General features: G+C 73.4%; 17 protein-coding genes. 11 read left to right on the top strand and 6 right to left on the bottom strand.

Features of this window, described 5'->3' with window-relative positions; translation table 11 throughout:
* Positions 1 to 139 precede the first annotated feature (139 nt).
* On the top strand, positions 140 to 658 hold the full coding sequence (locus GA0070215_RS14220) for a DUF6232 family protein (RefSeq protein ID WP_091046173.1): 519 nt from the start codon (positions 140 to 142) through the stop codon (positions 656 to 658).
* 7 nt (positions 659 to 665) lie between these two features.
* Here the strand turns inward: GA0070215_RS14220 and GA0070215_RS14215 are convergent, their stop codons facing one another.
* Positions 666 to 995 (bottom strand): DUF3817 domain-containing protein, encoded by a 330-nt coding sequence (locus tag GA0070215_RS14215; protein ID WP_091046170.1) that lies wholly within the window; start codon positions 993 to 995, stop codon positions 666 to 668.
* Between the two features lie 25 nt (positions 996 to 1,020).
* A complete protein-coding gene (locus tag GA0070215_RS14210; RefSeq protein WP_018786985.1) occupies positions 1,021 to 1,443 on the bottom strand; it encodes a hypothetical protein in 423 nt (140 codons plus the stop codon).
* A 122-nt stretch (positions 1,444 to 1,565) separates the two neighbouring features.
* Between GA0070215_RS14210 and GA0070215_RS14205 the strand changes: the two genes are divergently transcribed.
* Genes GA0070215_RS14205 through GA0070215_RS14195 form a run of 3 tightly spaced genes read left to right on the top strand, consistent with a single transcriptional unit; the run spans position 1,566 to position 2,756 of the window.
* On the top strand, positions 1,566 to 1,865 hold the full coding sequence (locus tag GA0070215_RS14205) for a DUF6158 family protein (RefSeq protein WP_018786984.1): 300 nt from the start codon (positions 1,566 to 1,568) through the stop codon (positions 1,863 to 1,865).
* Entirely contained in the window at positions 1,865 to 2,182 is a 318-nt protein-coding gene (locus tag GA0070215_RS14200; RefSeq protein ID WP_091046166.1) for a hypothetical protein, read from the top strand. Before GA0070215_RS14205 ends, GA0070215_RS14200 begins: the two co-directional genes overlap by 1 nt.
* Before the next feature lie 34 nt (positions 2,183 to 2,216).
* Positions 2,217 to 2,756: a DUF1360 domain-containing protein gene (locus GA0070215_RS14195; protein WP_018786982.1), complete on the top strand. Its 540-nt coding sequence runs from the start codon at positions 2,217 to 2,219 to the stop codon at positions 2,754 to 2,756.
* Between the two features lie 58 nt (positions 2,757 to 2,814).
* Here GA0070215_RS14195 and GA0070215_RS14190 read toward each other — a convergent pair whose 3' ends face one another.
* From GA0070215_RS14190 to GA0070215_RS14180, 3 genes are read right to left on the bottom strand one after another with little or no spacing between them, the layout of a single operon-like run.
* Positions 2,815 to 3,024 (bottom strand): hypothetical protein, encoded by a 210-nt coding sequence (locus GA0070215_RS14190; RefSeq protein WP_018786981.1) that lies wholly within the window; start codon positions 3,022 to 3,024, stop codon positions 2,815 to 2,817.
* A 27-nt stretch (positions 3,025 to 3,051) separates the two neighbouring features.
* Positions 3,052 to 3,285: a hypothetical protein gene (locus GA0070215_RS14185; protein WP_018786980.1), complete on the bottom strand. Its 234-nt coding sequence runs from the start codon at positions 3,283 to 3,285 to the stop codon at positions 3,052 to 3,054.
* A 40-nt stretch (positions 3,286 to 3,325) separates the two neighbouring features.
* Positions 3,326 to 4,423: a 3-deoxy-7-phosphoheptulonate synthase gene (locus GA0070215_RS14180; RefSeq protein ID WP_091046162.1), complete on the bottom strand. Its 1,098-nt coding sequence runs from the start codon at positions 4,421 to 4,423 to the stop codon at positions 3,326 to 3,328.
* Between the two features lie 254 nt (positions 4,424 to 4,677).
* On the opposite strand from GA0070215_RS14180, the gene GA0070215_RS14175 reads away from it, so the two are divergent.
* On the top strand, positions 4,678 to 4,893 hold the full coding sequence (locus GA0070215_RS14175) for a hypothetical protein (protein ID WP_018786978.1): 216 nt from the start codon (positions 4,678 to 4,680) through the stop codon (positions 4,891 to 4,893).
* Here GA0070215_RS14175 and GA0070215_RS14170 read toward each other — a convergent pair.
* Entirely contained in the window at positions 4,868 to 5,581 is a 714-nt protein-coding gene (locus GA0070215_RS14170; RefSeq protein WP_091046159.1) for a phosphodiesterase, read from the bottom strand. The genes GA0070215_RS14175 and GA0070215_RS14170 overlap by 26 nt on opposite strands.
* An 85-nt stretch (positions 5,582 to 5,666) precedes the next feature.
* On the opposite strand from GA0070215_RS14170, the gene GA0070215_RS14165 reads away from it, so the two are divergent.
* From GA0070215_RS14165 to GA0070215_RS14140, 6 genes are all read left to right on the top strand, one after another.
* Positions 5,667 to 6,956 carry a M16 family metallopeptidase gene (locus GA0070215_RS14165; protein ID WP_018786976.1) on the top strand — a complete coding sequence of 430 codons (1,290 nt, stop codon included), beginning with the start codon at positions 5,667 to 5,669 and terminating at the stop codon, positions 6,954 to 6,956.
* Positions 6,956 to 8,299, top strand: coding sequence for a M16 family metallopeptidase (locus tag GA0070215_RS14160; protein WP_018786975.1), 1,344 nt, complete (start codon positions 6,956 to 6,958; stop codon positions 8,297 to 8,299). Before GA0070215_RS14165 ends, GA0070215_RS14160 begins: the two co-directional genes overlap by 1 nt.
* Before the next feature lie 96 nt (positions 8,300 to 8,395).
* A complete protein-coding gene (locus GA0070215_RS14155) occupies positions 8,396 to 9,418 on the top strand; it encodes an aspartate-semialdehyde dehydrogenase (RefSeq protein ID WP_026268266.1) in 1,023 nt (340 codons plus the stop codon).
* Between the two features lie 187 nt (positions 9,419 to 9,605).
* The gene (locus GA0070215_RS14150; protein ID WP_026268265.1) at positions 9,606 to 10,022 is read left to right on the top strand and encodes a CBS domain-containing protein; all 417 of its coding nucleotides are present in this window, start codon (positions 9,606 to 9,608) and stop codon (positions 10,020 to 10,022) included.
* Positions 10,023 to 10,181: 159 nt separating this feature from the next.
* Complete coding sequence (locus GA0070215_RS14145; protein ID WP_018786972.1) at positions 10,182 to 10,553, top strand: SCP2 sterol-binding domain-containing protein; 372 nt, start codon at positions 10,182 to 10,184, stop codon at positions 10,551 to 10,553.
* Positions 10,553 to 12,613 (top strand): amylo-alpha-1,6-glucosidase, encoded by a 2,061-nt coding sequence (locus tag GA0070215_RS14140; RefSeq protein ID WP_091046156.1) that lies wholly within the window; start codon positions 10,553 to 10,555, stop codon positions 12,611 to 12,613. The genes GA0070215_RS14145 and GA0070215_RS14140 overlap by 1 nt, the downstream gene beginning before the upstream one ends.

The following is a 12,613-nucleotide window of genomic DNA, read 5'->3' as shown; positions in this document are numbered from 1 at the left end:
ATTCGTCGTTCTGGGCGGATGTCGCCAGGCGCTGCCGGGCGAAGTCACGACAAACCCCGAGGCCAGGTGGCGCGAGCCCAACACAATGGAGCCCGGACGGGAAATCCCACCACGGGATCCCTGCTCCCGGGAGGCCGCCGTGCAGACCGACCGCTCCGCCACCCAACCGTCCCGCTCGCCGCGACCCGCCGCGCCCAGGCTGCTCTACGCCCGGCCCGGGATCGTCGTCACCGCCGAACGCTTCACCGTCGGCCGCAACAGCTGGCCGGTGTCCGAGATCACCCAGCTCCGGACCGACCGCGGGCCGCACGACCGGCTGGCGATCCGGGCCGTCGCCGTGTCCGCCACGATGATCGCCGCGGTCGGCCTGCTCCTCGGCTTCACCGGCGGCCTGCACCGGCTCACCGCCGGGGCGTACCTCCTGCTCGGGGCGGTCGGGCTGGTGCCGCTGCTGCTCGTGCTGATCGGCGACCGCGTGCGGCCCCCGGCGCACGAGCTGTGGGGACGGGTGCGGGGCACCGAGGTGTTGCTGTTCAGCAGCGACGACGAGCGGCAGTTCGGCCAGGTCGCCCGTGCGCTGGGACGGGCCAGAGAGGCGGCGCGGCTGGACGGCAGGGCCGACCCGCCGGCGGCCGGACCGTGGCGGCCCGCCCGGTGAGCGGCGGTCAGCCCGCGACCGGCTCCGGCGTACGCGGCCGGGCCTCGGCGGCCACCCAGTGGCCCACCCGCCGCTCGGCGTAGAACGAGACGAACGGCACGGTGCCGGCGAGCATCACCAGCAGCATCCGCTTCAGCGGCCAGTTCGCCCGGCGGGACAGGTCGAACGTGAGCGCCAGATAGAGCATGTACAGCCAGCCGTGCGCCACGCCGACCACGCCCACCACGCCCGGGTTGTCGAAGCCGTACTTCAGCGGCATGCCGATCAGGACCAGCACCACGAGCGCCACGCCCACGATCCAGGCGATCACGCGGTACCGGGTAAAGGCTCCGCTCACCGTCGTCCGTCCTTCCGCACCGGCCTCAGCCGGGATAGTCGCCGGGCCGGGCGCCCGGATTGGCGTTCAACCAGGATAGGTAGCGGTTGTACGCGGCCAGCTCGGCGTCGTCCGCCCCGTCGGCCGGTACGGCGGGCGCCCGCACGACGCGCACCGGCCGGCGTACCGCCGGGGTGGCGGCGACCGGCTCGGCACCGGCGGTCACCGACGGCGCGGGACCGGCCGGCGGCGCCGGATCGGTGGCGCGCAGCGCCTGGCGGACCTCACGCCACCAGACGAAGATCACGAAACCGGCGAAGACCGGCCACTCGATCGCGTAACCGAAGCTGATCGCGTTGCCCCCGGCGGCGCGGGTGACCTGCCACCAGCCCATTCCCAGGCAACCCGCCACCAGCACGACCATGGCCACGTGGCGGACGATCCACGCCGGTGTCCAGAGCCGCTCCATGCCCACGAGAGTACCGGGACCGCCGGGCGTCTCCGACGCGGCGTCGTAGTCCGGGCGGGTTTGGTGACACGCCCGGTGGGCATCCGAACAGGTGCCAACCCGAACGAGAAGAGGGGGCGACGATGACCGAATCGGTACGCCGGGACGCGAGCCCGGAACAGCGGGTCGCGGAGTGGGACGGCGATCACGCCCGCACCGTCGACGCCGACGGAGAGCAGGTCGGGGTGGACCCCGCGGACCTGGGCGACGAGGACCTGGTCCGGGAGATGCAGAGCCTGCACCGCACCCGGCTGGACACGCTGCGGCACGCCACCGACTCGGCACTCGCCAACCACCTGCGGCGCACCGCCGAACTGGAGACCGAGTACCTGGCCCGGCACCCCGGCCGGGAGGTCGACCCGAGCCGGTTGCGGGACGCCTGATGGCCAGCCACGCCGAGCGCGGCATGTCCGCGCCGCCGGAGGTGGTGTTCAACACCGCGACCGACCCGGACCGCTCCTCGGCCTGGCTGCCCGAGCGGCTGCGCAACTCCGGCACCTGCCAGGTGGAGGTCGTCAACGCCGACGATATGCGGGCCCGGTGGAGCGCCGCCGACTGGTCCGCCGAGATCGACGTGGAGCCGGCCGACGCGGGCGGCGCCCGGGTGCGGCTGGACCTGGCCGGGCCCGACCACGACCTGGCCGACGAGATCCTGGCCAACCTCGACCGCGAGGTGGCCGAGAACCTGACCGCCGGTTGAGGCCGGCCCGCACGACGAGCACGAGGAGGCCGGGTTGACCGGGAGTGGCCTGAAGCAGAAGGTGGCGCGCCTGCGCCAGGCGTACGCGCCGCACGAGCACCGGCCGCTGGAGGGCTACCTGCAGGCGATGGGCACGTACGCCGGTGTGACCGCCGCGCTCGTCGGCCTGGTCCGCGCCACCGGCCGGCCGGTGCCCGAGCGGCCCACGCCCGCGGACGTGGTGCTGCTGTCGATCGCCACGCACAAGCTCAGCCGGCTGCTGTCCAAGGACGCGATCACCAGCCCGCTGCGGGCGCCGTTCACCCGCTACGACCACCCGATCGGCAGTGGCGAGGTGATGGAGCAGGTCCGCGACGAGGGCAGCCCGACCCGGCACGCGCTCGGCGAGCTGGTCAGCTGCCCGTTCTGCCTGGCGGTCTGGGTGGCCACCGGGCTCACCGGCGGGCTGGTGCTGGCGCCCCGGCTGACCCGGCTGGTCGCCACCGCACTGACCGCGGTGGCCGCCTCCGACTTCCTCCAGATGGGGTACGCGGTCGCCCAGCAGGCCGCCGAGGGCGGTCGCCACGAGGCGTGACCCGTGGACACGAGAGGGGGCCGGCACGCGCCGGCCCCCTCTCGCATGCGTCCCACCGTCAGGTGGGGGTGGTGCCGTGGTCCTCGCCGGCCCAGCCGCGCGACGTCTCCGGCTCCCGCTCGTCCTCGTCCTCGCCGGTGATGATCTCCCGGTCCACGGCGGTGCGGTCGTGCTCGTTGGCGAAGTCCGGCTCCGGCAGCGTGTCGACGCCCTCCGGGGGCTGGCCGAGCGCCGCCAGGTGCTCGTGGTCGGGGTTGCGGTCGGTCATGTCGCGTCCTCTCGGTCCTCCGGGGGCTCAGGCGACCGTGCCGCCCAGCAGATCCGCCGCCTCGTCCGCCGCGTACTCGCCCTGCGGGAGCGCGGCGATCCGGGTGAGCAGCTCCGCCGGAAGTTCGGCGGCCACCGCCCGGCGGTAGATGTCCGCCTGGGTGATCCGTTCCTGGCCGTGGTAGATGTCGTCGAGCAGGTCGTCGAGCGGCCTGGTGTCGGGCTGCTCCGTCACGGGCGCGTCATCGGTCACGCCGACCACCTACCCGGCACCGAACCGGTCAAACGCTCCCCAACTCCGCTCAGGCCGGTGCCGGGAGCGTGGCCCGGCGGGCCCGGACGGCCTGGGCCAGGTGGTCCAGGACCTCGGCGGTGGTGTCCCAGCCAATGCAGGCGTCGGTGACCGACTGGCCGTACGCCAGCTCCCGGGTCGGGTCCAGGTCCTGCCGGCCGGGCACGAGGAAACTCTCCAGCATGATGCCGGCGATCCCGCGCTGGCCGGCGGCGAGCTGCGCGGCCACGTCGGCGGCGACGAGCGGCTGGTTGCGGTGGTCCTTGCCGCTGTTGGCGTGGCTGGCGTCGACCACCACCCGCTCCGGCAGTCCCGCCGCCCGCAGCAGCTCCAGCGCCCCGGCCACCGATTCCGCGTCGTAGTTCGGCCGGCCGCCACCGCCGCGCAGCACCAGGTGCCCGTCCGCGTTCCCCCGGGTGTGCATGATCGCCGGGGTGCCGGAGACGTCGATGCCGGGGAAGACGTGCGGCACACCGGCCGCCCGGATCGCGTCCACGGCGGTGGCGATGCTGCCGTCCGGGCGGTTCTTCATGCCGATCGGCATGGACAACCCGGAGGCGAGCTGCCGGTGCACCTGGCTCTCCACCGTCCGCGCGCCGATCGCGCCCCAGGCCACCGTGTCCGCGATGTACTGCGGGGTGATCGGGTCGAGGAACTCGCAGCCCACCGGCAGGCCCAGCCGCAGCACGTCGAGCAGGAGCGCCCGCGCGGTACGCAGGCCCGTGTTCACGTCGCCGGAGCCGTCCAGCGCCGGGTCGTTGATCAGGCCCTTCCAGCCCACCGTCGAGCGCGGCTTCTCGAAGTAGACACGCATCACCACGAGCAGGTCGTCGGCGACCCGGGCGGCGGCCTCGCGCAGCCGGCCCGCGTACTCCAGGGCGGCGGCCGGGTCGTGCACGGAGCAGGGGCCGACGACGACGAGCAGCCGGTCGTCGGCGCGGTCCAGCACCCGGCCGACGGCCCGCCGGCCCGCCACGACGGCCTCCGCCAGCGGGGTGTCGAGCGGCAGGTGGTGGTGCAGCAGGGCCGGGGTGGTCAGCGGCACCACACGGTCGATGCGCTGGTCGATGACCCGATGGGCGTCCTGGGACGTGGTCACGGTGGGGATTCCTTCCGCCGACCGTGCCCCCGTGCCGGGTCCGGGGGATCGAGCCGGCTGCTCGCATACGAAAGGGCAGGGAAACGATCCCTGCCCGGCCGGCTCGAAGAGGTGGTGACGTCAGCTCATGGTCGAGTCACCGGCTCCTCCAGCCGGCTGCCTAAACCATCGATACGACCGCGTCACGTCGGCCAGCGTACCCGACGCGCGCCGGAAAGCCCGCTGTCGTTCCGAACACTGGAACGCGGGGTATGGGGACAGCCATGAGTCACCATCAGAGCGACCAGGAACGGATCGAATCCCGGGCGCACCTGCTGCCGGAGGAGGCGGCGGCGGGCAGCGACGACGCCCAGGCGCAGGCCGACGCGATCCTCGCCGAGTCCGACATCCGCGAGGCGGACCAGAACGCCGCCCCCGACACGGTGCTGGAGCACCGCACCTCCGAGCAGACCGTCACCCCCGTCGAGCCGCCCGACTGAGCGCCGCGCCCCGGGCCCGGCGGGAACCCCGGTAACTGTCGTCCCGCAGCCGGGCCAGCGGGCCGGTCAGGCACAACCCCGGCGGCACGTTGCCGATCGGGTCGAACGCGAGCGCGGCGTCCTCTGCGGCGCCGCGCTCGTCGTCGAGGCGTACCTCGCCGAACGGCCGCCACCGGCCCACCGCCGAGGCCACCGCCAGCACCAGCCGGGCCTCGTCGGCCGAGACCGCCGCGCCCGCCTCGGCCAGGCCGCGACCCAGGTCGGGCGACTCCGGGTCGGCCAGGACGGCCAGGAGCAGCCGCCGTCCGCCGGCCCGGAACGGCATGATCGACGTGTACGTCCCGGTGAAGCGCCGCCGGGGCACCGGCAGGTTCCGCAGCACCGGCGCGGCGCCGCTGGAACTCCACAACAGGTCCACCGGCGGCTCCGGGTCGCGGTGCAGCCGGACCGCCACGCCCAGCAGGTCCGGCCAGCGGCCCGGCGTCGGCACGCCCTTGGACAGGCGGATCGTGGCCGGCCACCGGCCCGGCAGGTCGAGCATCGGCACCCCGGTCGGCGGTCCCGGCGTACCCCAGATCCGGGCCTGGCCGGCGAACGTGCGCCCGGCCGGGTGCAGCAGCCGGGCGTGCCGGAGCCGGGCCAGCGCGGCGGCGGCCCGCTCGACGGCGGAGGGTGTGGTGGCGGCCATGCCCGCACGGGTACCCCGGCGGGCACCGACGATGCTCCGGCGCGCGTGTCACCTTTCCGCCTCCGAGATCGGATAGCGTCGTCTCATGCCCGACAGCGGTTTCCCCTGGCCGATCGAGACGACCCGACTGGACAACGGCCTGCGTGTGGTGGTGAGCGAGGACCGCACCGCCCCGGCGGTGGCGGTCAACCTCTGGTACGACGTGGGCTCACGCCACGAACCCGCGGGCCAGACCGGCTTCGCCCACCTCTTCGAGCACCTCATGTTCGAGGGCTCGGTGAACGTGGCGAAGACCGAGCACATGAAGCTGATCCAGGGCGCGGGCGGCTCGCTCAACGCGACCACCAACCCGGACCGGACCAACTACTTCGAGACGGTGCCGGCCGAGCACCTGGAACTGGCGCTCTGGCTGGAGGCCGACCGGATGGGCGGGCTGGTGCCGGCGCTGACCCAGGAGACGCTTGACAACCAGCGCGACGTGGTGAAGAACGAGCGCCGGCAGCGCTACGAGAACGTGCCGTACGGCGACGCGTGGCTGCGCCTGCTGCCGCTGCTCTACCCGCCCGGCCACCCGTACCACCACGCGACGATCGGGTCGATGGCCGACCTGAACGCCGCCGACCTGGCCACCTTCCAGGAGTTCCACAGCACCTACTACGCGCCGAACAACGCCGTCCTCACGGTGGTCGGCGACACGGATGCGGCGGAGGTGTTCGCGCTCGCCGACAAGTACTTCGGTGGCCTCGCCGCGCGCGCCGACATCCCGGCCGCGCCGGACGGCCGGACCGTGCCGGCCACCGGCCGCCCGGCGGTGGAGACGGTCACCGCCGACGTGCCCGCCCCCCGCGTCTACGTCGCGCACCGCACCCACCCCTTCGGCACCCAGGGGTACGACGTGACCACGGTGCTGGGCACCGTGCTCGGCAGCGGCCGGGGCAGCCGCCTCTACCAGCGGCTCGCCGACGGGGAGCGGATCGCCCAGCCGGACCTGGTCGGCGCGTACGGGGTGGACCTGGCGCACGCGCCCGCCCCGCTGATCGCCACCGCCACGGCCCGCCCCGGGGTGAGCGCCGAGCGGCTGCGCGACGGGCTGGCCGAGGTGGTCGACGAGCTGGCCACCGTGCCGGTGACCGCCGCCGAGCTGGACCGCGCCAAGGCGCTGCTGAGCACCATGTGGTGGCGGCAGATGTCCACCGTCGACGGCCGGGCCGACACGCTCGGCCGGTACGCCACCCAGTTCGGTGACCCGGCCCGTGCGGCCGACCGGCTGCCGGCCTGGCTCGCGGTGACCGCGGAGCAGATCGCCGAGCAGGCCGCCGAACTGCTCGGCGCCGCCGACCGGGTCATCCTGACCTACCTGCCCGAGGAGAACTGATGTCGCTGATCACCACCCGTCCCGGCCCCGGCGCCGCCCGCGCCTACCGGTTCCCGCAGGTGGTCCGGCGGACGGCGGCCGGCGGCCAGGTGGTCGCCGCGCACCTGCCCGGGCAGAACCTCGCCGTCGCGTTGCTGCTGCTCGACGGCGGCGCGGGCCGGGAGCCGGTCGGCAAGGAGGGCCTCGGCGCGGTGCTGGCCAAGGCGCTGGAGGAGGGCACCGCGCAGCGGGACGCCACCGCGTACGCGCTGGCCATCGAGGCGCTCGGCACCGAGCTGGCGACCGGGCTGGACTGGGACTCGTTCCAGGTGAGCGTGCAGGTGCCGGTGGACCGGCTGACCGCCGCCGTGGAGCTGCTGGCCGAGGCGGTCCGTACCCCCCGGCTCGACCCGGCCGACGTGCTGCGCGTACGCGACGACGAGGCCACCGCCCTGCGGATGGACTGGGCCAACCCCGGCCCGCGTGCCGACGCGGTGTTGCGGGCCGAGCTGTTCGGCGCGCAGCACCGGTGGGGCCGCCCACTCTACGGCGACCCGGACAGTGTCGCCGCGCTGGAGGTGGACGACGTGACCGTCTTCCACTCGGAGTGGTTCATCCGCCCCGGCACGCTCGTCGTCGCCGGTGACCTGGAGCGGATCGACCTGGACGCGCTCGCCGCGACGGCGTTCGCCGGCGCGGGCGGCGGTCCGGTGGAACGCGGCGGCCCGGTCGAGGTGCCGCTGGCCGGGCAGCGGCGGATCATCCTGGTGGACCGGCCCGGCTCGGTGCAGTCGACGCTGCGGCTGGGCCATCCGTCCCCGCACCGCGCCCATCCCGACCACGTGCCGATGACGCTCGCCGGCACCGTGCTCGGCGGCGCGTTCACGTCCCGGCTCAACCACCTGATCCGCGAGGTACGCGGCTACACGTACGGGATCCGGGGGGACTTCGCCTCGTCCCGCCGGTTCGGCCGGTTCGCGGTCAGCTCCGGCGTGCAGACCGCGGTGACCGCGCCGGCGCTCGTCGAGTCGGTGGGCGAGGTCTCGCGTACCCAGCTGACCGGTGTCACCGAGGACGAGCTGGAGGTGGCGCGTTCCTGGCGGGCCGGGCAGCTCTCGGTCGAGTTGCAGAGCCCGCGGGCCATCGCCGCGGCGCTGAGCACGCTGGTCGTGCACGACCTGCCGGACGACTACCACGCGCGGCTGCGGGAGCAGCTGCTCGCGGCGACCGTCGAGGACGTCTCCGCGGCGGCCGCGACCTACCTGCACCCCGAGTCGCTGACCATGGTGATCGAGGGGGACGCGGCGGTCGTCCGGGACGAGCTGGTCGCCAGCGGTCTCGGCGAGGTGGTCGACCACACGTGACCGGGCGGGGCGGCGGCCTGTGATTCCCGTCGCCCCGCATCCGCGCGGTGGGAAACGTTTCCCACCCGCACCGCCCGGATGGGTAGCCTCGCGGGCATGAGGATCGGCATTGTGGGAGCCACCGGTCAGGTCGGTGGCGTCATGCGGCAGGTGCTGGCGGAGCGCGAGTTCCCGGCGGAGCAGGTGCGCCTGTTCGCCTCGGCCCGGTCGGCCGGGCGCACGCTGCCCTGGCGCGACGGCGAGGTCACCGTGGAGGACGCGGACACCGCTGACTACCGCGGCCTGGACATCGTGCTCTTCTCGGCGGGCAAGGGCACCGCGAAGGAGCTGGCTCCCCGGGTCGCCGAGGCCGGCGCCGTGGTGATCGACAACTCCTCGGCGTTCCGGATGGACCCGCAGGTGCCGCTGGTGGTGGCCGAGGTCAACCCGCACGCGGTCGCGGACCGCCCGAAGGGCATCGTGGCCAACCCGAACTGCACCACGATGGCCGCCATGCCGGTGCTGCGCCCGCTGCACGACGAGGCCGGGCTGGTCAGCCTCGTCGTCGCCACCTACCAGGCGGTCTCCGGTGCCGGTCTGGCCGGTGTGGCGGAACTGGACGAGCAGGTCCGCAAGGTGGCCGAGGACGCCGCTTCGCTCGCCTTCGACGGCGGGGCGGTGGAGTTCCCGGCGCCGCGCTCGTTCGCCCGTCCGATCGCCTTCAACGTGCTCCCGCTGGCCGGTTCGATAGTCGACGACGGCTCCTTCGAGACGGACGAGGAGCAGAAGCTGCGCAACGAGAGCCGCAAGATCCTGGAGATCCCCGGGCTGAAGGTTTCCGGCACGTGCGTGCGGGTGCCGGTCTTCACCGGCCACTCGCTGCAGATCAACGCCCGGTTCGCCCGGCCGATCGACCCGGCCCGGGCCCGTGAGCTGCTCGACGGCGCGCCCGGCGTGGCGCTGCGCGACGTGCCGACGCCGCTGGAGGCGGCCGGCCAGGACCCGACGTACGTCGGCCGGATCCGGGCCGACGAGACCGTCGAGCACGGGCTCGCGCTGTTCTGCTCCAACGACAACCTGCGCAAGGGCGCGGCGCTCAACGCCGTGCAGCTCGCCGAGCTGGTCGCCGCCGAGCGCTGACCACGCTGCTGGTGCTGGCCCCGCGGGTGCCGGAGACGGCGCCGGGCGGGATGCCGCGCGCTGCAAGCGGGCTCGCGGACGCGGTCGCCGATTTGGTGGGCGTGGTGCTGGGTATCCCGGCGGCGCCCGCGTTACCCCGCCCGCGGCGGCGGGTAGACCGCGGTGCCGACACCGAGAGGGGAGCACCATGACAACGGTCGGAGAGTTCATGACGACCCGGTTGGTGACGATGGACGGCAACGACACGCTCATGGCCGCCGCGCAGGAGATGCGCGACGGCGCCATCGGCGACGTGGTGGTGACCGACGGCGACGACGTGGTCGGCATCGTGACGGACCGGGACATCACGGTACGGGGCGTGGCCGAGAACATGAACCCCACCGCCACCCGGCTCAACCAGATCACCACCAAGGACGTGGTGACGGTCAGCCAGTACGACGACGCAGTGGCCGCCGCCGACCTGATGCGCACGTACGCGGTCCGTCGCCTCCCGGTGGTCGACGACGGCCGTCTGGTCGGCCTGGTCTCCATGGGTGACCTGGCGGTGGAGCGGGAACCCCAGTCGGTGCTCGCCGACATCAGCGCCGACGACCCCAACAACTAGACCTGTCCGCCGCGATGACGCCGGCTCCCGGTTCGGGGGCCGGCGTCGCGCGTCGCGACGGTGCGCCGCGCTCACCCGGTTCGGGCGAGGTTGGCCGCCGATTCGGCGGGGACACGGGCCTCGGACAGGCAGACCGCTGACGCGGGAGGAGTCGCTCGGATGGTGGACACGACCACGAGATTCTTCGAGGACCTGGATCGGCGGGGGTTCGAGCCCCTGCTGGCCAAGACATCCGGAACGCTCCGCTTCGACCTGCACGAGGGCCCGCACACCACGCACTGGGTGCTGGAGATCGATCACGGCAGTCTGCGGGTCCGGCAGGCGGACGGCGAGGCGGACACGGTGGTCGGCACCGAGCCGCGCCTGTTCGCCGAGCTGGTCGGCGGTGAGGAGAACGCCATCGCGGCGCTGCTGCGCGGTGACATGACAGTCATGGGTGACCTGCGGCTCGTGTTGCAGGTCGAGCGGGTCTTCCCCGGTCCGCCGGACTCCCGCGGACCGCACCACACGTTCAGCGGGAGGGGTGCCTGATGCCCGGGAACAACACCGTCCGGATCCTGGACGGCAACACGTTCGTGGTCAGCGAGGACACCGGCGACATCGAGGCCACACCGAACGAGCCGACCGGCCTGTTCTCGCTCGACACGCGGTACCTGTCGAAGTGGGTGCTCACCGTCAACGGCGAGCGGCTCAACGCGTTGTCCTACGACGACCTCCAGTACTACGAGGCCCGGTTCTTCCTGGTGCCCGGCATGGCCACGCACTACGTCGACGCGAAGCTGTCGATCATCCGGGAGCGGGCGGTCGGCGGCAGCTTCCGCGAGACGCTGACCATCCTCAACCACGACGAGAAGGCGGTCGACCTGCAGATCCGGATGGACGCCGGGTCCGACTTCGCCGACCTGTTCCAGGTCAAGGACGAGATTCTGAACAAGAAGGGCGAACACTACGCCGAGGCCGAGTCGGACCGGCTGCGCCTGGGCTACCGGCGCGGCAACTTCCGGCGGGAGACGATCGTCTCCGCCGACCAGCCGGCCCGCTACGACCAGCGGGGCTTCGCGTGGAGCATCCGGCTGGAACCCAACGAGCAGTGGGACGCCGTCATCGACGTGCAGACGTTCGCGATCGGCCCCGGCGGCCGGGACCTGCGGATGGGACTGCGCGCGCACGGCACCGAGCGGCTCGCGCTCCAGCACGACCTGGAGGAGTGGATCAGCCGGGCCCCGAAGGTGAACAGCGAGCACGACCGGGTCGCCGCGACGTACCGGCGGAGCCTGGTCGACCTCGCGGCGCTGCGCTTCTCGCCGCTGTCGCTCGGCGGGCAGACGCTGCCCGCGGCCGGCCTGCCCTGGTTCATGACCATGTTCGGCCGGGACAGCATCCTCACCTGCCTGCAGGTGCTGCCGTTCGCGCCGGAGATGTCGAAGACCACGCTGCGCATCCTCGCCGCGCTCCAGGGCACCCGGTTCGACGACTTCCGGGACGAGGATCCGGGCCGGATCCTGCACGAGATGCGGTACGGCGAGACCGCCGCGTTCGAGGAGCAGCCGCACTCGCCGTACTACGGCTCGGTGGACGCGACCCCGCTGTTCGTGGTGCTGCTCGACGAGTACGAGCGGTGGAGCGGCGACGGCGCGCTGGTCAAGGAGCTGGAACGGGAGTGCCGGGCCGCGCTCAAGTGGATCGACGACTACGCCGACCTGCTCGGCAACGGCTACATCTGGTACGAGCGGCGCAACACCGACACCGGCCTGGAGAACCAGTGCTGGAAGGACTCGTGGGACTCCATCTCGTACGCCGACGGCACGCTGCCGCCGTTCCCGCGGGCCACCTGCGAGGTGCAGGGGTACGCGTACGACGCGAAGGTGCGGGCCGCCCGGATGGCCCGGGAGTTCTGGGGCGACCCCGCGTACGCCGATCAGCTGGAACGCGGGGCGGCGGAGCTGAAGCGGCGCTTCAACAACGACTGGTGGGTCGCCGACCGCGGCTTCTACGCGCTGGCGCTGGACCCGGACGGGCGCCAGTGCGAGGTGCTCAGCTCCAACATCGGCCACCTGCTGTGGAGCGGGATCGTGGACGACGAGCGGGCGCCGACGATCGCCGAGCATCTGGTCGGCTCCCGGCTCTGGTCCGGCTGGGGGGTGCGGACGCTGGCCGAGGGCGAGGTCCGCTACAACCCGATCGGCTACCACAACGGCACGATCTGGCCGTTCGACAACTCGTTCGTCGCCTGGGGCCTGCGCCGGTACGGCTTCGCCGAGGAGGCCGCCACCGTGGCCAACGGTATCCTCGACGCGGCCACCTACTTCGACGGCCGGCTGCCGGAGGCGTTCGGCGGCTACCGGCGCGAGCTGACCAAGTTCCCGGTGGAGTATCCGACCGCGTGCAGCCCGCAGGCCTGGTCCACGGGCGCGCCGTTGCTGCTCCTGCGCAGCATGCTGGGTCTGGAGCCGCACGAACAGCACCTGGCGGTCGACCCGCGGCTGCCGGTGGGCATGGGACGGATCGAGGTGCTGGACATCCCGGGCCGCTGGGGTCGGGTGGACGCGTTCGCCAGGGGCCGGATCGACCTCGAGGAACTGGCCGACTGA

The organism is Micromonospora marina, from assembly GCF_900091565.1.
GTDB classification, from domain to species: domain Bacteria; phylum Actinomycetota; class Actinomycetes; order Mycobacteriales; family Micromonosporaceae; genus Micromonospora; species Micromonospora marina.
Note: the sequence above shows the minus strand (reverse complement) of the source record. Positions and strands in the feature narration are given on the sequence as shown.

Bases quoted from the DNA above. Each gene is read 5' to 3' on its own strand.
- GA0070215_RS14210 (WP_018786985.1), bottom strand. From the start codon at position 1,443: ATGGAGCGGCTCTGGACACCGGCGTGGATCGTCCGCCACGTGGCCATG.
- GA0070215_RS14205 (WP_018786984.1), top strand. From the start codon at position 1,566: ATGACCGAATCGGTACGCCGGGACGCGAGCCCGGAACAGCGGGTCGCG.
- GA0070215_RS14200 (WP_091046166.1), top strand. From the start codon at position 1,865: ATGGCCAGCCACGCCGAGCGCGGCATGTCCGCGCCGCCGGAGGTGGTG.
- GA0070215_RS14190 (WP_018786981.1), bottom strand. From the start codon at position 3,024: ATGACCGACCGCAACCCCGACCACGAGCACCTGGCGGCGCTCGGCCAG.
- GA0070215_RS14175 (WP_018786978.1), top strand. From the start codon at position 4,678: ATGAGTCACCATCAGAGCGACCAGGAACGGATCGAATCCCGGGCGCAC.
- GA0070215_RS14170 (WP_091046159.1), bottom strand. From the start codon at position 5,581: ATGGCCGCCACCACACCCTCCGCCGTCGAGCGGGCCGCCGCCGCGCTG.
- GA0070215_RS14165 (WP_018786976.1), top strand. From the start codon at position 5,667: ATGCCCGACAGCGGTTTCCCCTGGCCGATCGAGACGACCCGACTGGAC.
- GA0070215_RS14160 (WP_018786975.1), top strand. From the start codon at position 6,956: ATGTCGCTGATCACCACCCGTCCCGGCCCCGGCGCCGCCCGCGCCTAC.
- GA0070215_RS14155 (WP_026268266.1), top strand. From the start codon at position 8,396: ATGAGGATCGGCATTGTGGGAGCCACCGGTCAGGTCGGTGGCGTCATG.
- GA0070215_RS14150 (WP_026268265.1), top strand. From the start codon at position 9,606: ATGACAACGGTCGGAGAGTTCATGACGACCCGGTTGGTGACGATGGAC.
- GA0070215_RS14145 (WP_018786972.1), top strand. From the start codon at position 10,182: ATGGTGGACACGACCACGAGATTCTTCGAGGACCTGGATCGGCGGGGG.
- GA0070215_RS14140 (WP_091046156.1), top strand. From the start codon at position 10,553: ATGCCCGGGAACAACACCGTCCGGATCCTGGACGGCAACACGTTCGTG.